This is a genomic window from Streptomyces milbemycinicus (assembly GCF_002154605.1).
Taxonomy (GTDB): Bacteria; Actinomycetota; Actinomycetes; order Streptomycetales; family Streptomycetaceae; genus Streptomyces; species Streptomyces milbemycinicus.
The window spans coordinates 1-24,195 of sequence record NZ_MUNE01000472.1 but is presented as its reverse complement, the minus strand read 5'-3'; the positions used below and the strand labels follow the sequence as shown (position 1 = coordinate 24,195).

Annotated in this window: 22 protein-coding genes; 15 read left to right on the top strand and 7 right to left on the bottom strand. The window is 70.6% G+C overall.

Going from position 1 to position 24,195, the window contains the following annotated elements:
- A partial coding sequence (locus CCN51_RS33955) for an aminotransferase class I/II-fold pyridoxal phosphate-dependent enzyme (RefSeq protein WP_245881724.1) occupies window positions 1-701 on the top strand: 701 nt, incomplete at its 5' end.
- On the opposite strand, the gene CCN51_RS33950 is transcribed toward CCN51_RS33955, so the two are convergent.
- Window positions 667-1,155, bottom strand: a complete 489-nt coding sequence (locus CCN51_RS33950; protein WP_014177867.1) for an ATP-binding protein — start codon at window positions 1,153-1,155, stop codon at window positions 667-669. The genes CCN51_RS33955 and CCN51_RS33950 overlap by 35 nt on opposite strands.
- 200 nt (window positions 1,156-1,355) lie before the next feature.
- On the opposite strand from CCN51_RS33950, the gene CCN51_RS33945 reads away from it, so the two are divergent.
- The 9 genes from CCN51_RS33945 to CCN51_RS33905 all read left to right on the top strand — a co-directional run bounded on the left by CCN51_RS33945 (window position 1,356) and on the right by CCN51_RS33905 (window position 11,214).
- Window positions 1,356-2,165, top strand: coding sequence for a hypothetical protein (locus CCN51_RS33945; protein WP_086860472.1), 810 nt, complete (start codon window positions 1,356-1,358; stop codon window positions 2,163-2,165).
- A gap of 100 nt (window positions 2,166-2,265) precedes the next feature.
- Window positions 2,266-3,027 carry a YcnI family copper-binding membrane protein gene (locus CCN51_RS33940; protein ID WP_014177869.1) on the top strand — a complete coding sequence of 254 codons (762 nt, stop codon included), beginning with the start codon at window positions 2,266-2,268 and terminating at the stop codon, window positions 3,025-3,027.
- A gap of 92 nt (window positions 3,028-3,119) precedes the next feature.
- Window positions 3,120-3,779, top strand: a complete 660-nt coding sequence (locus tag CCN51_RS33935; RefSeq protein ID WP_014177870.1) for an SCO family protein — start codon at window positions 3,120-3,122, stop codon at window positions 3,777-3,779.
- Window positions 3,776-4,264: a copper chaperone PCu(A)C gene (locus CCN51_RS33930; protein WP_014177871.1), complete on the top strand. Its 489-nt coding sequence runs from the start codon at window positions 3,776-3,778 to the stop codon at window positions 4,262-4,264. Before CCN51_RS33935 ends, CCN51_RS33930 begins: the two co-directional genes overlap by 4 nt.
- A gap of 6 nt (window positions 4,265-4,270) precedes the next feature.
- Window positions 4,271-6,220, top strand: coding sequence for a copper resistance CopC/CopD family protein (locus CCN51_RS33925; RefSeq protein WP_014177872.1), 1,950 nt, complete (start codon window positions 4,271-4,273; stop codon window positions 6,218-6,220).
- Window positions 6,217-7,524, top strand: coding sequence for an iron uptake transporter deferrochelatase/peroxidase subunit (gene efeB / locus CCN51_RS33920; protein WP_014177873.1), 1,308 nt, complete (start codon window positions 6,217-6,219; stop codon window positions 7,522-7,524). Before CCN51_RS33925 ends, efeB begins: the two co-directional genes overlap by 4 nt.
- A gap of 66 nt (window positions 7,525-7,590) precedes the next feature.
- Entirely contained in the window at window positions 7,591-8,526 is a 936-nt protein-coding gene (gene pheA, locus CCN51_RS33915) for a prephenate dehydratase (protein ID WP_014177874.1), read from the top strand.
- Between the two features lie 586 nt (window positions 8,527-9,112).
- Window positions 9,113-10,390, top strand: a complete 1,278-nt coding sequence (gene serS / locus CCN51_RS33910; protein ID WP_014177875.1) for a serine--tRNA ligase — start codon at window positions 9,113-9,115, stop codon at window positions 10,388-10,390.
- Complete coding sequence (locus CCN51_RS33905) at window positions 10,387-11,214, top strand: HAD family hydrolase (protein WP_014177876.1); 828 nt, start codon at window positions 10,387-10,389, stop codon at window positions 11,212-11,214. Before serS ends, CCN51_RS33905 begins: the two co-directional genes overlap by 4 nt.
- Here the strand turns inward: CCN51_RS33905 and CCN51_RS33900 are convergent.
- A complete protein-coding gene (locus CCN51_RS33900; RefSeq protein WP_014177877.1) occupies window positions 11,198-11,647 on the bottom strand; it encodes a phospholipase in 450 nt (149 codons plus the stop codon). The genes CCN51_RS33905 and CCN51_RS33900 overlap by 17 nt on opposite strands.
- Window positions 11,648-11,909: 262 nt before the next feature.
- Window positions 11,910-12,908: an Lrp/AsnC family transcriptional regulator gene (locus CCN51_RS33895; RefSeq protein WP_086860471.1), complete on the bottom strand. Its 999-nt coding sequence runs from the start codon at window positions 12,906-12,908 to the stop codon at window positions 11,910-11,912.
- A gap of 139 nt (window positions 12,909-13,047) precedes the next feature.
- Here CCN51_RS33895 and CCN51_RS33890 point away from each other — a divergent pair, with 139 nt between their 5' ends.
- Complete coding sequence (locus CCN51_RS33890; protein WP_014177879.1) at window positions 13,048-14,598, top strand: MFS transporter; 1,551 nt, start codon at window positions 13,048-13,050, stop codon at window positions 14,596-14,598.
- A gap of 119 nt (window positions 14,599-14,717) precedes the next feature.
- A complete protein-coding gene (locus tag CCN51_RS33885; protein WP_014177880.1) occupies window positions 14,718-14,960 on the top strand; it encodes a hypothetical protein in 243 nt (80 codons plus the stop codon).
- Between the two features lie 59 nt (window positions 14,961-15,019).
- Here the strand turns inward: CCN51_RS33885 and CCN51_RS33880 are convergent, their stop codons facing one another.
- Genes CCN51_RS33880 through CCN51_RS33865 form a run of 4 tightly spaced genes read right to left on the bottom strand, consistent with a single transcriptional unit; the run spans window position 15,020 to window position 18,705 of the window.
- Window positions 15,020-15,748, bottom strand: coding sequence for an ABC transporter permease (locus tag CCN51_RS33880; RefSeq protein WP_014177881.1), 729 nt, complete (start codon window positions 15,746-15,748; stop codon window positions 15,020-15,022).
- Window positions 15,749-15,774: 26 nt separating this feature from the next.
- Window positions 15,775-16,701, bottom strand: coding sequence for an ABC transporter ATP-binding protein (locus tag CCN51_RS33875; protein ID WP_014177882.1), 927 nt, complete (start codon window positions 16,699-16,701; stop codon window positions 15,775-15,777).
- Window positions 16,698-17,597 (bottom strand): membrane protein, encoded by a 900-nt coding sequence (locus CCN51_RS33870; protein WP_043490818.1) that lies wholly within the window; start codon window positions 17,595-17,597, stop codon window positions 16,698-16,700. Before CCN51_RS33870 ends, CCN51_RS33875 begins: the two co-directional genes overlap by 4 nt.
- Window positions 17,587-18,705 carry an ABC transporter ATP-binding protein gene (locus CCN51_RS33865; RefSeq protein WP_014177884.1) on the bottom strand — a complete coding sequence of 373 codons (1,119 nt, stop codon included), beginning with the start codon at window positions 18,703-18,705 and terminating at the stop codon, window positions 17,587-17,589. The genes CCN51_RS33870 and CCN51_RS33865 overlap by 11 nt, the downstream gene beginning before the upstream one ends.
- 770 nt (window positions 18,706-19,475) lie before the next feature.
- Between CCN51_RS33865 and CCN51_RS33860 the strand changes: the two genes are divergently transcribed.
- The 3 genes from CCN51_RS33860 to CCN51_RS33850 all read left to right on the top strand — a co-directional run.
- Window positions 19,476-19,805, top strand: coding sequence for a hypothetical protein (locus CCN51_RS33860; protein ID WP_014177885.1), 330 nt, complete (start codon window positions 19,476-19,478; stop codon window positions 19,803-19,805).
- Window positions 19,792-20,313: a hypothetical protein gene (locus tag CCN51_RS33855; RefSeq protein WP_014177886.1), complete on the top strand. Its 522-nt coding sequence runs from the start codon at window positions 19,792-19,794 to the stop codon at window positions 20,311-20,313. Before CCN51_RS33860 ends, CCN51_RS33855 begins: the two co-directional genes overlap by 14 nt.
- The coding region (locus CCN51_RS33850) for a putative T7SS-secreted protein (RefSeq protein WP_086860469.1) at window positions 20,313-24,195 on the top strand (3,883 nt) is incomplete at its 3' end. The genes CCN51_RS33855 and CCN51_RS33850, both read left to right, overlap by 1 nt.

Sequence of the window (24,195 nt, the reverse complement as noted above, 5' to 3'; positions counted from 1 at the left end):
TGGAGGACGACTACGACGGCGAGTTCCGCTACGACCGCAAGCCCGTCGGCGCCGTCCAGGGCCTGGACCCGGACCATGTGCTGTACGTCGGATCGGTCAGCAAGAGCCTGTCCCCGGCCCTGCGGCTGGGCTGGATGGTGCTGCCCGACCACCTTGTGGACGAGGTCCTGGCCGCCAAGGGGGAACGGGAGGCGTGGGCGAGCGCGCTCGATCAGCTGACCCTCGCCGACTTCATCGAATCGGGCGGGTACGACCGGCATATCCGCCGGATGCGCCAGCGCTACCGCCGCCGTCGCGACCAACTGGTCGCGACCCTGGCCGAACGCGCCCCGCACATCCGCGTCAGCGGCGTGGCGGCGGGTCTGCACGCGGTGCTCGAACTGCCGCCGGGCACCGAGCGGTCCGTCGTCCAGGCCGCCGCCTGGCAGGGCCTCGCCATCGAGGGCCTGGCCGACTACCGCCACCCGGAGGCCGCGGGTCCGCCCCGCGAGGGCCTGGTCGTGGGCTACGCCACCCCGCCCGAGCACTCCTTCACGAGCGCGCTGGACGCGCTGTGCCGCGGGCTCCCACCCGACCTCGGCGACTCCACCGCAACCCCGACCGCAACCACAACGACCGCAACCACGTCGACCGCAACCACAACAAGCGCGCGGGACGACGCGGCTGTCACACGCCCGTCAGGGAGTCCTCGCGCCACTTGAGGATCTTGTCGAAGCTGACCACCACACCGCCGTGCCCCGGGCGGTCGCGGTAGCGGACCCGGTCGGTCAGCGCCTCGATCAAAAAAAGCCCTCGCCCATGCTCTGCCTGGGCGGGGGCCGGCTGTCTCGCGGTGGGACGGACCTGGGGGTCCTTGGCCCAGTCGCCCCGGTCGGGACGGGAGGGGCGGCGCGGAAATCCGGGACCGGAGTCGGTGACCTCGATGCGGCAGGTGTCGCCGTCGATATAGGCCGTGACTCTGTAGTCCCCGCCCCCGCCGTCCGCGCCACCGCCGTGCTCGACCGCGTTCGCGCAGGCCTCGGACAGGGCGACCGACAAGTCGTAAGAGATTTCGGGATCGACCCCTGCTGTCTCCATGGTGCCGAGGAGCAGGCGCCGGGCGAGCGGGACGCTCGCCGCCTCACGCGGCAGATGGAGTGACCACCAGATGCTCATGCTCCAGCCTCCCGGCCACGGCTCGACATACCGTTACGTATTGCCTGGGTCCATGGTCCGTAAGCGTGTGATTGACGTGACTCCGCTCATTCGGCGGAAGCGCGAATTCCGTATACCGGTGTATGGAGCTGTCCAGGTGTGGGCGGTACGCCCCACCCGCCGTAGGGGAAACCCGGGCCCAGTGGGATGATGGCGCGGCCATGTCTGCCCCCCACGGCCGCGCCGGAGCCGATCTGCGGATACTGCGGGCCGCGGTTTTCACCGCGGTCTGCGTCGTGCTGTCCGCGGGCGGGCACATGCTCGCCTCCTGTACGACGGTGCCGCTGTGGACGGTGGGCGTGGGCTGCGCGGTGCTGTTCGCCGTGGTGGCCCCGCTGGCCGGGCGCGAGCGGTCGCTGCCGGGCATCGCGGCGCTCCTGGGCGTCGGCCAGCTCGCGCTGCACGCGCTCTTCGCGCTCGGACAGAGCACCACCCAGCAGACTTCCATGACCCCGGGCACGGGCGGCTCCCAGGGCGGGGTGACCGCCATGGCCGGACGGCTGCTGTGCGGTGCGGGCTCCGTCCGGATGGACGCCGCCACGGCGCACCGGATTGTCAGCCGCGTCGGACTCGACCCCGCCACCGCGGCGCACCAGGCGACCTCCGGGCCGGTCGTCGGGGCCGCGCACCCGGGCGCCCTGCTGCCGTCGCCGCCGATGGTGCTGGGGCATCTGCTCGCCGCCCTCGCCGTCGGCTGGCTGCTGCGGCGCGGCGAGATGGCCGTGTGGCGGGCGGTGCGGCTGTCGGCGGACGGGGCGCGCGGGGTCGCGGAGGCCGCGCTCGTACGGGCGCTGCGCGCCGCGCTGCGGCTGGTACGCGCGCTGCGCGCCGGTCAGCACGAGCCGGACCCTGCTTCCGTACGCCGTCCGCGCACGCCCGGTCAGGACGACGGCCGCGCCGGGGCCAAGACGTTCGTACTCCAGCACAGTGTGATCAGGCGGGGCCCGCCGCGCTTCACCCTCGCGGCCTGACCGACGCGGCGCACTCCGGCGGGGCCGGGGCGTTCGCGCGCTCGCCGCATGCGCGCCACACACCCACCCTGATTCATTCCTGTCCATGGAGTGTCTTGTCATGAACGCCATGCGTCTTCGCCGTCTACGCCGTCTTCCGATGATGGGCGGCATCGCAGCGGGAGCCCTGGTGGTGCTCGCGGCCACCCCCGCCTTCGCGCACGTCAGCGTGCAGCCCGGCCAGGCCGAGCAGGGCAGCTACAGCACCATCGCCTTCAAGGTGCCGAACGAGAAGGACAACGCCTCGACCGTCAAGCTCGAGGTGACCCTGCCCGCCGACCACCCGCTGGCCTCGGTCATGGCGCAGCCGGTGCCCGGCTGGGACGTGAAGCTCACCAAGACCAAGCTCGCCAAGCCGGTCGAGGTGCACGGCGAGAAGATCAGCGAGGCGGTCACCAAGGTCACCTGGACCGGCGGCAAGATCGAGCCGGGCACCTTCCAGCAGTTCCCGCTGTCGGTCGGCGAGCTGCCCGAGGACGCCGACCAGCTCGTCTTCAAGGCCCTCCAGACGTACGACGACAAGGAGGTCGTGCGCTGGATCGAGGCGCCCAAGGACGGTGCGCCGGAGCCCGAGAACCCGGCGCCGGTGCTCAAGCTCGTCAAGCCGGCCGAGGGCTCCGACGGCCACGGCGGCTCCAGCGCCTCGGGCGACACGGACAGCGCCGCCGAGAAGGCGAAGGCCGAGAAGACGGAGGAGACCGCCTCCGACTCCAGCGGTGACAGCAGCGACACCACCGCCCGTGTGCTGGGCATCGTGGGCATCGTCATCGGCATCGCCGGCGTCGCCTTCGGCGTCCTCGCCGGCCGCCGCCGCAACGCCTGAGCTTTCTCAAGCCCCCGAGGGGTGGTGGGCCGGGCCTGCCTGCCCGCCACCCCGTACCACCGATCCATCAGTCTTCTTCGGAGAACGACTCCATGCGCACCAAGTCCCTGGGCGCGGCCCTCGTCACCGCCGCCGCGCTCACCCTCACCGCCTGCGGCAGTTCCGACGGCGACAGCGACAAGACAGAGAAGGCCGCCGAGGTCTCCGGCGGCAGCAAGCCCGGTCAGGCGATCGTCCTCGACCAGCCCAAGGCCAAGCCCGATCTGGTCCTGACCGACACCGACGGCAAGAAGTACGACCTGCTGAAGGAGACCAAGGGCAAGCCCACCCTGATCTACTTCGGCTACACCTACTGCCCGGACGTCTGTCCCGTGGTCATGAGCAACATCGGCATCGCGGAGAAGAAGCTCTCCAAGGCCGAGCGCGACAAGCTCCAGGTCGTCTTCGTCACCACCGACCCCGAGCGGGACACCCCCAAGAGGATGCGCTCCTGGCTGAACGGACAGGGCGGTCAGGACTTCGTCGCCCTGACCGGCGACTTCGACACCATCCAGGCCGCAGCCCGGCCGCTGGGCATCCTCGTCGAGAAGCCGAAGAAGGAGAAGGACGGCAGCATCACCGTCAACCACGGCGCCGAGGTGCTGGCCTTCTCCCCCAAGGACGACAAGAACCACTGGCTCTACACCACGGAGACCACGGCCGACCAGTACGTGAAGGACCTGCCCAAGATCATCAAGGGGCAGAACCCGTGACGCGGACCGCGGCGGGGTCGGCGACCGGCGTGCGGCGGCGCACGGCCGCCGCCGCGCTGGTCCTCGGCCTGTCCGCCGTCCTCGCCGCCTGTGGCAGCGAGGACGGCGGCGGCGACAGCCCGAAGCTGTCCGTCAGCGGCGCGTACGTCCCCCAGCCCCCGACACCGGACATGGCCGCGGGCTATGTGACGGTGACCAACAAGGGCGGCGCCGACGACGAGCTGACCTCCGTCACCACCCCGCTGGCCGCCGAGGTCACCATGCACACCACCACCGGCACCCGGATGAAGCAGGTGCGATCGCTGAAGGTCCCGGCGGACGGCGAGCTCAGGCTGGCCACCGGCGGAGATCATCTGATGCTGACAAATCTGACCCACAAGCCAAAGGTCGGTGACAAGGTCAGTTTCACCCTGCATTTCGCTTCCTCCGACCCCGTCGAGATCAAGGTCCCGGTCGAGCCGACGACGTACCGCCCCAAGGACTGACGCCCGATGACCTCGCGCACCCCCTCCCTGACCAGGCCGGCCACCAGGCGGCTGCTGTCGGTCTGCGGTGCCCTGCTCGCCGCGCTGCTGTGCGCGCTGAGCTTCGGCGCGTCCCCCGCGGCTGCGCACGCCGCGCTGACGGCGACCGACCCCGCCGACGGCGCGGTGGTCAAGACCGCGCCCGAGCAGGTGCGGCTCACCTTCTCGGAGGGGGTGCTGCTGTCCCGCGACTCGGTGCGCATCCTCGACCCGAAGAGCAACCGGGTGGACACCGGCAACCCCGCCCATGTGGGCGGCAAGTCGTCGACGGCCGCCGTCGCGCTGCGCCCCGGGCTGCCCAACGGCACGTACACGGTGGCCTGGAAGGTGGTCTCGGAGGACAGCCACCCCGTGGCCGGGGCGTTCACCTTCTCCATCGGGGCGCCGTCCAAGACGAAGGCGAAGGTCCCCTCGGACGCGGGCGCCGACGGCACGGTCGAGACGCTGTACGACATCGTGCGGTACGTCGCCTACGGCGGCTTCGCGGCGCTCGTCGGCGGCTGCGTCTTCGCCGGGCTGTGCCGCTCCTCGCGCGCGGTCCAGAAGCTCGCCGTCGGCGGCTGGGTGGCGCTCTTCTCCGCGACCCTGCTGCTGTTGCTGCTGCGCGGCCCGTACACCAACGGCGAGGGCATCGGCGGGGTCTTCGACCTCGGCGGGCTGGGCGATGTGCTGTCCACCAAGCCGGGCGCGGCGCTGCTGTCGCGGCTGCTGCTGCTCGGCGCGGCGGCGCTCTTCCTCGCCGTGCTTTTCGGCTCGTACACGCGCCGCGCCGCGGACGAGGACCAGGGGCGGCGCCAGGACCTGGCCTTCGGGCTCGCCTTCGGCGGCACCGTCCTCTCGGTGGGCATCGCCGCGACCTGGGCGATGGCCGAGCACGCCTCGGTCGGCATCCAGTCCAAGGTCGCGATGCCGGTCGACGTGATCCATCTGCTCGCCGTGGGGGTGTGGCTGGGCGGCCTGGGGGCGCTCGTGGCCACACTGCGCACGGGGGAGCCGATCGGGCGGTCGGCCGTACGCTGCTTCTCACGGCTGGCCTTCGGCTCGGTCGTCGTCCTCGTCCTCACCGGCGTCTACCAGTCCTGGCGGCAGGTCGGCTCCTGGGACGCGCTGACCGGCACCGAATACGGGCGCTGGCTGCTGGTCAAGGTCGGCCTCGTGGCGGTGCTCATCGCCATCGCCTCCGTCTCGCGCCGCTGGACGGGCCGCCTCGTGGACGAGCCCGACGACAAGGCCGACGAGAAGACTGAGAAGAAGGCCGGCAAGAAAGCCGCCAAAGACGAAGAGCGGACGGAAGACAGAGACAAGAAGGCGGAAGGGACGGCCGCCGACCCCGTGCGCACCGCCCAGCTCGCCCGCCAGAAGGCCGCGGTCGACAAGGCCACCACCCTGCGCGCCCGCTACGGCGACCTCGCGCGCGGCTCGCTCTACCGCTCCGTGCTGGCCGAGACGGTCGTGGCCGTCGTGCTGCTCGCCGTCGCCACCCAGCTGAGCACCACCCAGCCCGGCCGGGCCGCGAGCGCCGTCACGAGCGCGAAGGACGGCGGCACGGCCGCGGACACCAGTCCCGCCGTCGACCCGATCAGCGTCGAGATCCCGTACAACACCGGGCCCAAGAGCGGCCGCGGCAAGGCGATCTTCATGCTGGACCCGGCCCTCCCCGGCGACAACCTGATCCATGTCTTCACCTTCGACCTGGCCGATCGCCCCGTGGACGCCGCCGAGGCGAAGGTGACCTTGACGCTCCCGAAGAAGAACATCGGCCCGCTGTCCGTGCCGCTGGAGCACGTCGCCACCGGCCACTGGAGCGCGAAGAGCTTCCAGCTGCCCATGGGCGGCACCTGGCGGCTCTCCCTGACCGTACGGACCTCCGACATCGACCAGGTGACGGAGACCAGGACCCTGAAGATCGGCCAATGAGCAAGACCCCGAACACCCAGCGCACCCCGAACAACCAGCGCACCGCGGACAACCAGCGCACCCCGAACAACCGGCAAGAACCCCCTTCCCCGATCTCCCGGCGCCGTCTGCTGGGCACGGCCGGCGCCGTCGGCGCGGCCGGGCTCGTCGCGGGCGGCGCGGCCGGGGCGTACGCCGCCGAGTCGGTACGCACCGACCCCGACCCGCTCAGCTCCGTCGGCTCGACCACCGTGCCCTTCCACGGTGAGCGCCAGGCGGGCATCACCACCCCCCTCCAGGCGCACGGCCACCTCGTCGCCCTCGATCTGGCGCCCGGCGCGGACCGCAAGGCGGTCGCCGCGCTGCTGCGCCGCTGGTCGAAGACGGCCGAGGAGCTGACCGCGGGCAAGGCCCCGGCCGATGACACCGGTATCGCGCTGGACGCGGGCCCGGCGTCGCTGACCGTCACCTTCGGCTTCGGCCGCACCTTCTTCGGCAAGGTGGGGCTGAAGGACCGGCTGCCCGAGGCACTGGCCCCGCTGCCCGACTTCTCGGCGGACGCACTCGACCCCAAGCGCAGCAACGGCGACCTGTGGCTGCAGATCGGCGCCGACGACGGGCTGGTCGCCTTCCACGCGCTGCGCGCGCTGCAGCGCGAGGCCCGGGAGGTGGCCCGGGTGCGCTGGCAGATGAACGGTTTCAACCGGACGCCCGGCGCGACCTCCCACCCCATGACGGCGCGCAACCTGATGGGGCAGGTCGACGGCACCAACAATCCCAAGCCCACGGACGACGACTTCGACCAGCGGATCTTCGTCCCGGCGAAGGGGAAGCCGGACTGGATGGCGGGCGGCTCGTACGCGGTGGTGCGGCGGATCCGGATGCTCCTGGACTCCTGGGACCATCTCTCCCTGGAGCGGCAGGAGCGGGTGATAGGCCGCCGCAAGTCGGACGGCGCCCCGCTGTCCGGCGGTACGGAGACCACACCGGTCGACCTGGCCAAGGTGAACCCGGACGGCTCGCTGGCCATCGCGGGCGACGCACATGTACGCGTCGCCGCGCCGGCCTCGAACCAGGGCGCGGCGATGCTGCGCCGCCCCTTCTCGTACCACGACGGCTTCCGCGAGGACGGCGCGCCGGACGCCGGACTGCTGTTCGTCGCCTGGCAGGCGGATCCGATGAAGGGCTTCGTCCCGGTGCAGCGGAAGCTGGACCGGGGGGACGGGCTGTCGCGGTTCCTGCGCCATGAGGCGAGCGCGCTCTTCGCGGTGCCGGGCGGCTGCGCCCCCGGAGAGTACGTCGGTCAGGCACTCTTGGAAGGGTGAACCGGAACGTCAGGGCCGGACGCTGGGTATCGTGACGGTTCTCGTCCTTTCCAGGGAGTCAGCGTGATGTCGGCCAGTGTTTATACCTACCTCGGTCCCGAAGGCACCTTCACGGAGGCCGCGCTGCGGTCGCTGCCCGAGGCCGCCACGCGCGAGCTGATCCCCATGGTCTCGGTGCCGACGACGCTGGACGCCGTGCGGTCGGGGGCGGCGGCGGCCGCGCTGGTCCCCATCGAGAACTCGGTGGAGGGCGGCGTGACCATCACGCTCGACGAGCTGGCCACCGGCGAACCGCTGATGATCTACCGCGAGGTGCTGCTGCCGATCGCCTTCGCGCTGCTGGTGCGGCCGGGCACCCAGCTCGCCGATGTGAAGACGGTGACGGGCCATCCGGTGTCCCAGCCGCAGGTCAGGAAGTGGCTGGCGGCGAATCTGCCGGACGCCCTGTGGGAGTCGGCCGCCTCGAACGGGGACGGGGCGCGGCTGGTGCAGGAGGGCCGCTACGACGCGGCGTTCGCCGGTGAGTTCGCGGCGGCGACGTACGGGCTCGAGCCCCTGGTGAGCGCCATCCACGACGCGGAGAACGCGACGACCCGCTTCGTACTGGTCGGCCGCCCGGCGCGGCCCGCGGTCCGCACCGGCGCGGACAAGACGTCCGTGGCGATCTGGCTCGGCGACGACCACCCGGGTGCGCTGCTGGAGCTGCTGCAGGAGTTCGCGGCGCGCGGGGTCAACCTGGTGCGCATCGAGTCGCGCCCGACGGGTCAGGGCATCGGCCGTTACTTCTTCTCGGTGGACCTCGAGGGGCACATCACGGACCGGCGGGTCGCCTCCGCCCTGATGGGGCTCAAGCGGATCTGCCCGAACGTACGGTTCCTGGGCTCCTACCCGAGGGCGGGGTTCGAGCCGACGGGCATGTCCCCGCTGCGGAGCGGCACCTCGGACGAGGACTTCGCGGTGGCGGAGGAGTGGCTGGCCCGCTGCCAGGACGGCCGGGCCTGACGGCAGAACGGCCGGGCCTGACGGCAGGACCAGGCCCTGGCCGAGTTGTCCAGCCGGGTTATCCACAGGCTTGAGGCGCGGGCTGGGGACAAGTCGACACATCAACCCGACGTAATCGACGTATCACCCAGCTCGCCTCAACCCACCTACCATCACATCTATCACTCACGTCCTCGCTTTTCTCTTGACCGACGCTCCGGTGTGAGCAAATCCCACCCGAATGAGTGTGTGAACGAGGTTTGAGTGGGGAATCCATCGCCGAGCACTTCGCGTACCAGATGATCAGCCCGACATCCACAGAACTCACACACAGCCTGTGGATAACTCGGACCGGAGCCACCCCCACCTGTGGACAACGCGAGGTCAACTCCGCCTTCGCATAAGGGAAGCCGGACGCCGACACCCACCCCTTTGCCCCTTTATTCCCTTGTCCCTTTCAGGGGAACGCGCGCGCTTTCATCAGCGAGGCATGCGGATGCACAGACAGACGAATTTCCACGAATCCATACCGCTCCAAACGGGGCGAAGCATGATGAAAGGGAATATCGAGTCGAGCGCCGGATGTGCACACCGGTAACCTGGTGGGGTGATTGACCTTCGTCTGCTCCGTGAGGACCCCGACCGTGTGCGCGCCTCTCAGCGCGCCCGTGGAGAGGACGTCGCCGTCGTCGACGCCCTGCTCTCCGCCGACGAGCGGCGCAGGTCGTCCAGCGTCCGCTTCGACGAGCTGCGCGCCGAGCAGAAGTCGCTCGGCAAGCTCATCCCCAAGGCCTCCGGCGACGAGAAGGCGGAGCTGCTGAAGAAGGCGGGCGAGCTGTCCGCCTCGGTGAAGACCGCCGACGCCGAGCAGGACCAAGCCGCGGAGGAGACCCAGCGGCTGCTGCTCCAGCTCGGCAATCTGGTCCACCCGGACGTGCCCGTCGGCGGCGAGGACGACTTCGCCGTCCTGGAGACGGTCGGCACCCCGCGCGACTTCGCGGCCGAGGGCTTCACCCCCAAGGACCACCTGGAGCTCGGCGAGCTGCTCGGTGCCATCGACACCGAGCGCGGCGCCAAGGTGTCCGGCTCGCGCTTCTACTATCTGACGGGCGTCGGTGCGCTGCTTGAGTTCGCGCTGGTCAACGCCGCGATCGCGCAGGCCACCGCGGCGGGCTTCATCCCCGTCCTCACACCCGCCCTGGTCAAGCCCAAGGCCATGGAGGGCACCGGCTTCCTCGGCCAGGCCGCGGACGACGTCTACCACCTCGACAAGGACGACCTCTTCCTGGTCGGCACCTCCGAGGTGCCGCTGGCCGCGTACCACATGGACGAGATCCTGGACGTGTCCCAGCTGCCGCGCCGCTACGCCGGGTTCTCCTCCTGCTTCCGCCGCGAGGCGGGCTCGTACGGCAAGGACACCCGCGGCATCTTCCGGGTGCACCAGTTCGACAAGGTCGAGATGTTCGTCTACACGACGCCGGAGGAGGCGGAGGCCGAGCACCAGCGGCTGCTGGAGTGGGAGAAGCAGTGGCTGACCTCGCTCGAGCTGCCGTTCCGGGTGATCGACCTGGCCTCGGGCGACCTGGGCGCCTCGGCGACGCGGAAGTTCGACTGCGAGGCGTGGATCCCGACCCAGGGCAAGTACCGCGAGCTGACCTCGACGTCCAACACGACCGAGTTCCAGTCGCGCCGGCTGTCGATCCGGATGCGCGAGGACAAGCGGGTCCGCCCCCTGGCGACGCTGAACGGCACGCTGTGCGCGGTCACGCGGACCATCGTCGCCCTTCTGGAGAACCACCAGCAGGCCGACGGCTCGGTGCGGGTGCCCGAGGGCTTGCGTCCGTATCTGGGCGGGCGTGAGGTCCTGGAGCCGGTCGCCCGATGAGCGACAGCCCCTCGGTGCCCCTGCCCTACCGGCTCATCGCCACCGACCTCGACGGCACCCTGCTGCGCGGCGACCACACGGTCTCCCGGCGCACCCGGGCGGCGCTCGCCGCGGCCACCGCGGCGGGCGCGGCGCATATCGTGGTGACCGGACGGACGGTGCCGGTGGCCCGGGGCATCCTCGACGACCTCGACTACCAGGGGCTCGCGGTGTGCGGGCAGGGCGCGCAGGTCTACCACGCGGGCGAGCACCGGCTGCTGACCTCCGTGACCCTGGACCGGCAGCTCGGCGCGCTGGCGCTGGAGAAGATCGAGTCGGAGATCGGCCCGCTCTTCCTGGCCGTGGCCCGCGACGGGCTCGACGGCAAGGTGCTCTTCGGGCCCGGCTATCGGGTGCATCCGGCGGAGCGGGCGGCCCGGTCGCTGGAGGACCGGGCCGACCTGTGGTCCGCCCCCGTCAGCAAGGTCTACATCCAGCACGCGCGGCTGGGCGACGACGAGTTGGCCGAGGCCGCCCGCACGGCCGCGGGCGGCCTGGTGGGGGTGACCGTGGCGGGCGAGGGCCTGGTGGAGCTGTTGCCGCTGGGGCTGACCAAGGCGACGGGCCTTTCGCTGGCCGCCCGCCGCCTCGGCCTCACCGCCGAGGACACCATCGCCTTCGGCGATATGCCCAACGACATAGCGATGCTCCGCTGGGCGGCCCACGGCGTGGCGATGGCGGGCGCCCACGACGAGCTCAAGGCCGTCGCCGACGAGGTCACCGCGTCCAACGAGGAGGACGGTATCGCCCTCGTCCTGGAGCGGCTGTTCAGCCCAGCGCCTTGACCGCCTGGTAGTACGTCCAGGCGGTGCTGTTACAGGCGGTCTTCGACGCCCCGCTGTAGCCGTTGCACACCCGCTTGAGGTCCTCGTAGAAGGCGCTGTCGATACGGGCCTTGTTCGCGCTGAAGGTGCCCATGGCCTTGTAGTTGCGGTAGCCGAAGTCATGCCGGGCGCAGGCGGTCTTGAACGGGAACCCGAAGGGGTTGTCGGGGGACTTGCTGCAGTAGTCGGTCGACCAGTCGAACTGGTAGGCGGCCCAGGCGCTCTGGTTGTTGCGCGCCGCGAGCCAGGCGTTGTAGCTGCTGGCGCTCGTCTGGGTCCAGCTGGAGAGCACCTGCGGCTTGTCCGCGGGGGCGGCGTGGGCGGGCCCGGAGAGGGCCACGGTGGCAGCCGCGGCGACCGCGGTGGCGGCGAGGCTCGTGGCAAGACGACGCATCGGTTCCTCCGATGTCTCTGACGGCCCCTCATCAGGGCCATAGGGAAGGGAGTTGGAACGGGTACGAGGAGTTGCGCTGGTGCACGCCAAGAGTTCGGCAGGTCCCTGACAATCGTCAAGATTTATTGAGTCGTCTGCTTGAACAGAGTTCGACCACCGGGAGTTGGGATCTTCCTCCAAATTCCCCTCTGACGAGGGGTTTCAGCGAAGGCTCGACAAGAGTCGACACGAGCCCACAAGCGTCAACCAGGACCGGTCGACGTCAGGGAACGCGCCGCGCCGCGCCCCGTGGCGGCAGCAGCAGCGGCCCCGCGCCCTTGACCCGGCGGATCGTCGGGGAGGTCTCCATGCCCCGCACCCCCGGCAGCGCGGCGACCCGCGTGGTCAGGTACTCGTACAGATGCCGGACGTCCCGGCACACCACGACCGCCAGCAGATTGTGCGGCCCGGTGGTCGCGCAGACGAAGGCCGCCTCCGGGTGCTCCGCCACCGCCTGCCCGGCGGCGGCGAGATGGGCCGGCAGCACCGACAGCCACAGCACGGCCGTGGAGCCATGGCCGAACATCCGGTGGTGGTAGTCGACGTCGAAGTAGAGGGTGCCGTCGGACCGCAGCTCCGCCAGTCGGCGCCGCACCGTCGACTGCGACCAGCCCGTGGCGGCCGCCAACTCGCCCAGACCCGCTCGCCCGTCGCGCGCCAGCACCGCCAGAAGCTGACGGTCGCCGTCGTCCAGCCGGGCGCGGCCGTCCGGTGGACGCACGGGGACGATCAGCCGCTCGATCTGCCGGGGCGTCAGCATGCCCGACTTGCTGACCAGCCCCTGCGGCCCGCCGAAGTACTCGTGGAGCACACAGTGCGCGGCCACGCCCACCACCCGCGGGGTACTCGGCAGCTTGCGCAGCAGCAGCGCGTCGCTGTCCTCGCCGGACGCCGCGCGGGTGATGCCGGAGATCTCTGTGCCGCCGGACATCAGGCTCACCCATGAGGTGTCGGAGCGGCGGGCCATCGCCTCGGCCACCGACACGGCCGCGTCCGGGGTGCACTGCACCCGCAGCAGCCAGACGACTTCGCCGAGCGCGGCGGGGTCGGTGAGCCCCAGCACCCGGATGGTCCCGGCCGTCCGCAGCCGGGTGTAGCGGCGCGCCACGGTCTGGTCGGAGACGCCGAGCACATCGGCGATCCGGCTGAACGGGGCCCGGCCGTCGAGTTGGAGTGCCTGGACCAGTTGCCGGTCCAGCTCGTCGAACGCGTCGGAATTCACCGCAGAAGGCTAGCTGTTGTCGGATAGCGCCACAGATGCGGTGTTGGCTGGAAGGCGCGGGGTCGGCTGACGGAACTTGGGGATCACGGGGGGTACGGCGTCGGGCCGGGCCCCACTCTCTGTGGACTCGGAGTTCGACATGCGGAGCAAATGGTGGCCGCTCGCGGCCATCACCCTCGGCAATTTCATGCTGTTGATCGACGTCACGATCGTGAACACGGCGCTGCCGGAAGTGGCGCAGGGCCTGGACGCCTCCTTCACCTCCCTGCAGTGGGTGATGGACATCTACGCGCTGGCGCTCGCCGCCCTGCTCATGGCCGCCGGATCGGCGGCCGACGTCTACGGCCGGCGGCGGCTGTATCTGTGGGGACTCGCCGTCTTCGCGCTCTCCTCGCTGGCCTGCGGGCTCGCCCCGGACAGCGGGGTGCTGATCGCCGCCCGTGCGGTGCAGGGCGTCGGGGCGGCGGCGATGTTCGCCACCAACACCCCGCTGCTGATGGCCACCTACAGCGGCCGCGACCGCGGCATCGCCTTCGGCGTATGGGGCGGAACCAGCGGGGCCGCCGCGGCGGTCGGCCCGATCCTGGGCGGGCTGCTCACCGAGTACGCCGACTGGCGGGCGATCTTCCTGGTCAACCTGCCGCTGACCGCGATCGCGGTCTGGATCACGATCCGTACGGTCGGCGAGTCGCGCGGCGCGGTCGGCGCGCGGATCGACTGGCCGGGCGCCGCCCTCTTCACGCTGTGCGCCGGCGCGCTGACGTACGGGCTGATACGGGGCGGCGAGGAGGGCTGGTCCGACGGTGGCACGGTCGCGTCGCTGGTGGTCTCCGCCCTCGCGCTGGCCGTCTTCGTCCTGGTGGAGCGCCGGAAGCGGCAGCCGCTGCTGGATCTGGCGCTGATGCGCCGCCCGACCTTCGTGGTGCTGATGGCGGCGGCCCTGCTGGTGCAGGCGTCGGCCTTCCCGTACCTCACCTACGTGGGGATGTGGCTGCAGTCGGTGCTCGGGCTCAGCCCGGTGCAGGCCGGGCTCGCGGTGACCCCGATGGCCGGGGTGGCGCTGGTCGTCGGCGCGGCGGGCGGACGAGTGCTGGAGCGGGTCGCTCCGGGGCGCGCGCTCGGCGGCGGGCTGCTGCTGGTGGGCGCGAGCGCGCTGGTCACCGCCGCGCGGCTGACCCCCGGCTCGGACTGGACGGCCCTTGTCCCCGGGCTGATGCTGGGCGGCCTCGGCATCGGTCTGATCATGCCCGTCCTGGTCTCGGCGGCGCTCGGCGCGGCGCCGCCGGAGCGCGCCGGGATGGCCAGCGGCGCGGTGAACACCTTCCGGCAGCTGGGGTACGCGCTCGGGATCGCGGTCCTGGGCACGGTGTTCGCGGCGCGGGTACGGGACGTCGTCGAGGACAGCGGGACCATCCCGGGGCGCGCCGCCGGGCAGGCGGCCGAGGCGATCAGCGGCGGCCACGCCGACGCGGTGATCGCCGCCGCCCCGGCGGGCCGTACGGCGGCGGCCAAGGCGCTGGTGAACGAGTCCTTCGTGGCGGGGCTCGACCGTATCTGCGTGATATCCGGGATCGCCGCGCTGGCGGCCGGCCTGCTGGTGCTGGCCGTCGTCCGCGGCGGCCCGGGCGCGGCGACCAGGTCCGACGCCCCCGCGAAGACCGCGCCCCCGGCCGAACCGGCCCGCACCTGAGGCCGGTTGCCGATGCCTGAGCGCCCGGTACACAGCTTCCCCGTAGGTGACGCAGGGCCGATCGACAACTCCGCCCGTCAGGATCGCCTCATCGGCACCGACGAGGATCGGAGGACGGCATGAGCGGCACGGCGGCTGTGAAGCGTACGTCGGGGTGGGTGCGGATGCTGCGGGCACCGTGGACCGTGGCCTGTGTGGCGGCGACCGTGATACTCGGCTCGTCCGCCACCGTGGCCTCGGCCCTGGACCAGGCCAACTCGGCCCCCGGGCACAAGACAACGGCGGTGGCCGCGCCCAGTGCGGCGGCCACCGCCGAGACCGGTTTCCGGTTCAGCTCCGTCCCGGCCCGGTGGCGTCCTTAGGCATCACTCCTGAGGAATCACGCCTGAGGAATCACCCATCAGGAATCGCTCATCAGGAATCACTCCTCGCCCGCGAGGGTCAAGGTCCGCAGCTTCCGGCCCGCGTACCAGGTCGCGGCCACGGTCACCGCCAGCAGCAGCAACACCGCTGCGGGCAGACCGACCTCGGAGGTGACCGCCCCGTTGTCGGCGACCTTCTGAGCAAGGGCAAGCGACCACTGCTGGACGCTGAGGTCGCGGGCCCCGCCCACCAGGCTGCCGAACAGGGACTCCCACACCAGGGCGTAGACGAGCCCCACGATCACCGCGTGCCGGGTGATGGTGCCCAGCAGCAGGAACATCGCGCCGTAGGTGATCGAGGCGACGGTGGCGGCCACGGCGTAGGCGACCGCCAGCTGCTGACCGTTCCCGTTGAGGATGTAGCCCGCCAGCAGGGTGGGCAGCGCCGAGAAGACGACCGTGACACCGGTCGCGACGATGAACTTGGTGAAGATGATCGTCGGCCGCTTGACGGGCTTGGCCAGCAGATAGACCACCGAGCCGTCGTCGATCTCCGGGCCGATCGCGCCCGTACCGGCGATCACCCCGATCAGCGGGACCATCGTGGCGAGCGCGAAGCCGCCGAGCACGGCGTCGGCGGTCTGATCATCGGCGCCGGACAGCGCCCGTACGGCCACCGCGATGACCAGCAACAGCCCCGGCAGGCTGAACAGGATCAGCGCGCGACGGCGGCCGAGCAGGGCCCGGTAGGTGAGCCGGGCGACGGTGGGATGGTAGAGGGAGGACATCGCTTTCAAGGCTCCTTTCCGGCCGCTCAGGCCGCGACGAGGTAGGAGAAGACGCTCTCCAGGGACTCGTCGGAAGGCGAGACCGTGAGGAGCCGGACGCCCAGATCGCGGGCGACGCGGGGCAGCAGTTCGGTGAAGCGGGTGAAGTCGACCGCCTGGATGTGCAGCCCGGCTTCGGGGCCGCCGCTCGCGTCCACCTCGATGCCCGCGGTGGAGTGGTCGGCGATGAGGGCGGCGGCGAGCGCGCGGTCGTCGCTGGAGCGCACCAGATAGCGGTGCGGACGGTCGGTCATCAGGCGGCGGATCTTGCGGAAGTCCCCGGAGGCCGCATGCCGCCCGGCGACGATCACCTCGATATGCGCGGCGAGCTGCTCGACCTCCTCCAGGATGTGCGAGGAGAACAGCACGGTACGGCCCTCTTCCCCCATCCGCCGCAGCAGCTCCATGAGTTGCATCCGCTGGCGCGGATCCATGCCGTTGAACGGCTCGTCGAGCAGCAGCACCGACGGCTCGTGGACCAGCGCGGAGGCCATCTTCACCCGCTGCCGCATGCCCTTGCTGTACGTGGCGATGCGGCGGGAGCCCGCGAAGTCCATCTCCACCGTCTCCAGCGCCTTGCGGGCGGCGGCGCGGGGGTCGGGCAGACCGTGCAGTTCGGCGTTGGCGATGACGAACTCGCGGCCGGTGAGGAAGTCGTACATCCCCTCGCGCTCGGGGACGATGCCGATCTGACGGTAGGCCGCTTCATTGCGCCAGATGGTGGCCCCGTCCAGCGTGACGGAGCCGGTGGACGGCGCCAGAAAGCCGCCCATCATGCCGATGAGGGTGGACTTGCCCGCGCCGTTGGGGCCGAGGAGGCCGGTGACACCGGGGCCGATGTTCATGGTCACGTCGTTGACGGCGACGACGTTCCCGAACCAGCGGGAGACGTTGTCGATGGCGATCGTGGTCACAGCCCGACCTTTCGGTAGCGGCGCAGGAGCAGGCCGTAGGAGCCGGCGATCAGGCCGAGGAGGACGAGGAGGAAGACGAGTCCCGCCCCGGTACCGGGCCCGAATCCGCCGGGGTAGGCGGATTCGGCGCCGAGGAAGGCCGTCTGGACCCCGTCGATGATGGTGATCGGCGAGAACAGGCCGATCCAGCTGACCGCGTCGGTGTTGTTCTGGTCCCACGCGATGGCCTGCAGGGTGGACACCGCGCCGTAGGAGATGGTCAGTACGGCGATGACGGCCGCCACGCCGAAGCCCCGGCGCGGGGTGAGCGCGGCGATGACCAGGCTGATGCCTGCGAAGAGAAGCGAGAGCAGAAGCACGGAGACCAGTCCTTGTGCGAAGGCCTTCGTCTGATCGGCGAAGTCCAGCTTGGCGAGCAGGGCACCGACGTACAGGATCACCAGCGGAGCGCCGGTGAGGGCGAAGAGCGCGGAGGCCATGGCGGCGAACTTGGCCGTCACATAGTCCGCCGCTTCGATGGGGCGGGAGAAGTAGAGCGGGATCGTCTTGAAGCGCAGGTCCCGGGAGACGGACTGGGGGGCCTGAGCCGCGGTGTACAGGCCGATGACGGCCTGCATGATGATCGCGTATCTCGTGTACTCGACGGGGAGCTCGTTCGCCTTGGTCGTCACGGCCACCGCGACGATGATGAGCGCGGGCACGCACATCACAGCGGCCAGCAGCATCGGCGCGACCTTGGACTTGGCGGAGCGGCCGAGGCCGTAGGCACCGCGCAGGCTCTGGGAGAACAGCGAACGGCGGGCGTAGGCGCGGCCCAGGCGCGGGCCGTCGTAGTGGCGGTAGCCAATGTTGTGGATGACATCGGCGCGCTGCTGGGTCGCGGACTCAGGCGGCATCGGCGGCACCTCCGCTTCCGTTCGATGTGCGGCTCCGCCGCGTGGCGTTCCTGTTTCCGTCGGGGGCGTCGTCGGGGGCGTCGTCGGGCGCGTGGTCGTGCGCGTCCTCGTGCGTGTCGTGCCCGTCCTCGTGCGCGTCGTCGTCGCGGAAGATCTCGGCGATGCGGTGGCGGCGCTGCTCCATACGGATCAGGCCGAGGCCGAGCCCGGCGATGGCGTCCCGGACCACGTCGTACGTCTCGTCACCCGCGACGTCCACCAGCAGCACATGGTCGGAGGCGGGCGCCCCGTCGCCGGAGCGGCCTGCGGGCTGGACCGTGAGCCCGGCCTCGGCGAGATGGGCGCGGAGCGCGGCCGTGCCGTCCGGGTGGGCGGCGGTGTCGGTCACCTCGACCGCGAGCGAGGCCGTGGCCTGGGTGAAGTCACGGGTGGAGCTGGAGCGCAGCAGCTTGCCGCCGTCGATGACCACGACGTGGTCGCAGGTGCGCTCCAGCTCGCCGAGCAGATGCGAGGTGACCAGCACCGAGATGCCGAAGTCGGTGTGGACCCGGCGGATCAGGCCGAGCATCTCGTCGCGGCCCGCCGGGTCGAGGCCGTTGGTGGGCTCGTCAAGCAGCACCAGCCGCGGGTCGTGGACCAGCGCCTGAGCAAGCTTGACGCGCTGCTTCATACCGGTGGAGTAGCCGCCCATGGGGCGGTACCGCTCCTCGTAGAGCCCCACATGGCGCAGGGTGTCGGCGGTCCGCTCGCGGGCGGCGGCGGGCGGCAGCCCGGACATGCGCGCCATATGGACGACGAACTCGGTCGCCGAGACATCGGGCGGCAGGCAGTCGTGCTCGGGCATATAGCCCACCCGCTCGCGGATGGCGCTGCCGTCCTTGGCCACGTCGAGGCCCAGAACGGTGGCGCGCCCCTCGCTGGCGGGGGACAGCCCCAGCAGGATCTTGATCAGGGTGGACTTACCGGCCCCGTTGGCACCTACCAGGCCGGTGACGCCCGGCGTGATGTCGACGGAGAGCCGGTCGAGCGCGGTGACCCGGGGGAACCGCTTGCTCAGGCTTTCGGTGGCGATCACAGTCACGTATTCGACCGTAGTGGCGTGCGCCACAGCGGGCGTCAGTCCAGACGGCTGGTTTTCCCTAGTTCTCGGGTCTGACGGTCCCGTAAGGGACGGCACTTTCGACAGGGTCGCCCTCGCGGACGAGCACAGCTGGACGACATGCTCCGTCCGCCGAGCGCGGGCATCGTCTCGCGCCTTCGGCGCAAGGCGGCCAGCAGCGGGAAGGGGGGGCCGGAGGCATCGTCGCCGTCCTGCCCAGGAGGGCGACGTCGCCGGCTGGCGAGCGGTGGAACGGCACATGGCCGCCCGGAGCGGTGGACGCCGGTCCGGTTCGGGCCTCCCCCCGCCCCCTCTTAAAAAATGCTTGCTCTACATCAAACGTTTTTCTGAGAGGGGGTGGGGAGGGAGGCCCGCAACCGGGCTTCGTTCCCCCGCTCGGCGCGACGCCACTGAGAAGGGAACCGAGGCCACTTCCCGCCGCCGCAACCCGCTGGGCCGCCGGACGGCGACGGCGGCGTACCGCCCCTCCCCTTCCCGCTGCTGGCCGCCATGCGCCGAAGGCGCGAGACGATGCCCGCACCCGCCGGAGCCGAATGCTGCCCAGCGGCGCTCAGGCTCCGTGACCTGCAGTAGGGGTGGGGCCGTGGGTCACCGCATGCTCTCGCATGTGGTTGCGAAGAGGTGCGTGTCAGTCACCCATGGTGTCGGTCATCTGTGTGAAGATAGCCCTCATGTTTGGGGGAGGGAACACCAGACCGCCTGGTCAGGGCGGTAAATCAAGCCTGGCTGACCTGGTCCGTCAGGAAACCGCCGCGCGGATGTCGGAGCGGGAGAAGTGGGCGGCGCTGCGCGGGGCACGGCTGTATTTCCAGCGCCCCGAGAACCCGGGCTTCCTGGTCTCGGAGACAGCGGAAGCCGGCCCGGTCGTACCCGTCTTCACCTCAATCGAGGGCCTTGCGCGCTTCGCGGGGGCGTGCGGATGGGCTTCCACGACGGTCGAGGACCTGGTGGGCCTGTTGCCCGAGGGCGTACGGGCGTTGGTGGACCCGCTGGGTAAGCGCCCCTTCCTGCTGGACGCGCGGACGCTACGCGAGGCAGAGGACGGGGACGGGGACCAGGACGAGGGGGCTGACGATGGCGGATCCTGACGCGCCGAATGTGAACCGGGCCCCCAGCGAGGGTGGCCCGGACGGCAAGTACGGCGGGAACGAGGGTGCTGACGGCTACAAGGTCGAGATCGCTGCGGTGAAGGCTCTGATCAGCCCGTTAGAGGAGTCGGTGGTCGGGGCCCGGGCGGTCAAGAACAGCCAGGAGAAGCTGACCGCCTATCTCCAGCACTGTGGCGCGCCCGATCTCCTGGAGTCGGGCAAGGCGTTCGTCAAGGCGTGGGGTTTTGGCATGGGCGAGCTCGCGGACCACGCGGATGTGGTGGTGGAACGGCTGTACGAGGCGGTCGCCGGGTACATGCTGGCGGATCTGATGCGGGTGAAGGACTTCTGGCCCTCGGACGCGAACATGGCCAAGCTCCCGTCGGGCGCGGCGGGCAAGTGGTCCTGGGAGCACGTGGGCGCGCCGGAGATGGAGAAGCGTCCGGGGGACACGGCGTTGGCGAAGCTCGCGCGTCAGGCACTGGGTGAGTACGAGGACGAGTCCTGATGGCAGACACGGACGCGGTGCGGCCCCCGCAGATACGGATACCGGTGGGCGCGAAGCCCAAGGACCTGATCCCAGGCAATCCCGCCGACGTTGACGACCTGGTGCTGGAGCTACGCGCGTATGCGGGCGCTTTCCAGGATGGCAAGGACAAGCTGAGGCCGGCGGATCTGGAGGATTGGCAGGGCAGGGGCGCGGGCGAGTTCAGGAAGGCCGTCGACCGGCTGCCGAAGGAACTGACCTCGGGCCACGACCAGTTCACGCACGCGGCGAGTGCGCTGGCGTCGTACGCGACCAAGCTGCGGTCGGTGCAGAAGCGCTGTGAGCCGATCATCGAGGACGCGGACGCGGCGCGGGCTGCGTCCAAGGCGCACCACAAGAAGGTCAATGCCTACGACGACGCGGTGACGCGCGGCGATGAGCAGCTGCCGGAGAAACCTTCGGAGACCGATCCGGGTATCTCCGCGATGGAGGACTGCATCGGCCGGCTGGACAAGCTGGTCGCCGAGTTACAGCTGGTCGTCGACGCGTCGAAGAAGAAGATCGACAAGGCGACGGAGAAGGCCCCGAACAAGCCGAGCAACTGGCAGAAGTTCGGCGAGGGCGTCAAAGACGGGCTGTGGAAGGCCCACTATGGCATCCTCGGCCTGGCCGAGCTCCCCGCCTCGCTGCTCAAAGGTGACCTCGGCGGCTTCAGCATGCAGCTGGCCGGCATGGTGGACGGCGCGGCGTACGCGGCGCAGCACCCGAAGGAGTTCGCGAAGGCGGCCCTTAACTGGGAGATGTGGTCCAAGGACCCGCTGCGCGCGGCGGGTGAGATCACCCCGGAGCTGCTGCTCGCCGTGGCCACGGGCGGTTCGAGCGTGCTGCGCAAGAAGCTGGACACGGGCGCGGGCGCGGCCGAGCGTCTGGCGGCCCGTAAGAAGGCGCTGGGCCGGGACGGCGAGGCGCACGACCGGGCGAACCGCAAGGGCACGCACGACCAGTGCGGAGCTGAGAAGAAGCAGTGCGGCGACCCGGTCGACGTGGTGACGGGTGAGATGGTCATGCCGGCCACGGATGTGTCCCTGCCCGGGGCGCTGCCGCTGGTGCTGGAGCGGACCTTTGTCTCCGGCCATACCTGCGGCGGCTGGTTCGGCCGCACCTGGTCCGCCACCCTTGACCAGCGGCTGGAGCTGGACGCCGATGGGATCGTGTTCGTCGCGGCCGAGGGCATGGTGCTGCGCTATGGAGTCCCTCACCCCGAACAGGACATCTACCCGGTGCGGGGTCCGCGCTGGCCGCTGCGCTGGGACGGCACGGCGGGCGGCACGATGCGGATCGAGATCCCAGAGCAGGCCCGCACCCTGCACTTCACGCCCCTGGCCGCCGACGGCAACGAGCTCCCCCTCCAAAGGATCGAGGACCGCAACGGCCGGTCCATCACCTTCACCTACGACGCGGACGGCACCCCCCGCGAAGCAGTTCATTCCGGCGGCTACCACATCGCCATCGACACCGACCCCGAGCTGCTGCGCATCACCGCGCTGCGTCTGCTGGGCGTCGGTGACGCCGAGGCGGGCACCACGCTAGTCTCCTTCGGCTACAACGGCGCGGGCGACCTGACCGAGGTCTTCAACTCCGCGGACGAGCCGATGCGGTTCACCTACGACGACCAGCACCGCATCACAGCCTGGACCGACCGCAACGGCACCAGCTTCGGGTACGTCTACGACCACCGGGGCCGCGTGCTGCGCACCATCGGCTCGGACAACATGATGACCGGCCGCTTCCACTACGACGAGGCCGCCCGCACCACCGTCTACACCGACTCACTGGGCAACCGGTCCACCTACGTCTACAACGAGGCGGGCAAGGTGGTGACCGAGACCGATCCGCTGGGCAACACCACCCGCACCCAGTGGGATCCGCAGACCAATCGCCTTCCTCTGTCGGTGACCGACCCGCTGGGCCACACCACGCGCTACACCTACGACGACGCCCACAACCTCATACGCGTCGAACGCCCGGATGGCACGGCAGCCACAGCCACCTACAACGAGCACGGCCAGCCGCTGGAGATCCACGAACCCGACGACGCGACCTGGCTCCACACATACGACACCCGAGGCAACCGCACCAGGACGACGGATCCCACAGGCGCCGCCACCCACTACACGTACGACGACTCGGGCAACCTGACCTCCGTCACCGACCCGCTCGGCCACACCACGAATGTCGTGTGCAACAAGGCGGGCCTGCCGGTCGAGGTCACCGACCCGCTGGGCAACACGACCACCATCCGCCGGGGAACCCACGGCCGCATAACCCGCGTCACCGACCCCCTGGGCCATGTCACCCGCCAGGGCTGGACCATCGAGGGCAAGCCCTCCTGGCGCGCCCGCCCCGACGGCACCCGCGAAACCTGGACCTGGGACGCCGAGGGCAACCTCGTCGAACACACCGACCCGGCGGGCAACACCACCCGCCACACCCACACCCACTTCGACCTCCCCGCGACCCGCACCGACCCCGACGGCGCCACGTACGCCTTCACGTACGACACCGAGCTACGCCTGACGGCGGTCACGAACCCCCAGGGCCGGACGTGGACGTATGCCTACAACGGCGCAGGCCACCTCGCCTCCGAAACGGACTTCAACGGCCGCACGCTCACCTACGAGCACGACGCGGCGGGCCGCCTGATATCCCGGGAGAACGGCGCAGGCGAAACCCTCGCCTACACCCGCGACACACTGGGCCGCACGATCACCTCGCGCACGGCGGACGGCACTGAGACGACATTCGCCTACGACGCGGCGGGCCGCCTGACGCAGGCGGCGAACCCGGACACGGAGCTGCGACGCACGTATGACGCGCGGGGCGGGGTCCTCACCGAAACGGTCAACGACAAGACCACGACCTACACCTACGACCAGGCAGGTAACCGCACCGCACGCACTACGCCCACGGGCCTGCGGTCGGAGTGGGCCTACGACGCCACTGGCCGCGTCACGTCCCTCACCACGGCGGACAATTCCCTGCGCTTCGCCTATGACGCGGCGGGCCGCGAGACATCGCGCACGCTCGGCGACGACGTAAGCCTGACCCAGGCCTGGGACGCCCTGGACCGCCTGACGACCCAGACCCTCACCCGCGGCAACACGTCCACGCTGCTCCAGCACCGGGAGTACGCCTACCGCCAGGACGACCACCTCACCGAAATCCGAGAGCTGACCTCCGGCACCCGCCGCTTCGACCTCGACCAGGTCGGCCGCGTCAGGGCGGTCCACGCCCACGGCTGGACCGAGACCTACGCCTACGACAGCGCAGGCAACCTCACCCACGCCACCGCCCCAGGCCACGAAGCCTCCGGCGACCGCGAGTTCACCGGCACGATCATCCATCGCGCCGGCCGCACCACCTACGAACACGACGCCCAGGGCCGCCTGACCCGCCGCACCCGCAAACTCCTCAACGGCCAGACCCGCACCTGGACCTACACCTGGAACGCCGAAGACCGCCTCACCAAGGCCACCACCCCCGACGGTGAACACTGGCACTACACCTACGACCCACTCGGCCGCCGCACCACCAAACAACGCCTGGCCCAGGACGGCACAGCCGCCGACCAGATCCACTTCGCCTGGGACGGCACCCGCCTGGCCGAACAAACGACAATGGATGGGGCCGTAACAACCTGGGACTACTCCCCAGGAACCCACCGCCCCATATCCCAAACCGAGCACCACTCGTCACGTGAAGTGGTTGAGAAGACACCCTCAATCCTCCACCTGACGGACACCACCCCCCAATCGGAGTACGACACCCGCTTCCACGCCATCATCACCGACCTCGTCGGCACCCCCACCGAACTGGTCACCGCCGACGGCACCCTCGCCTGGC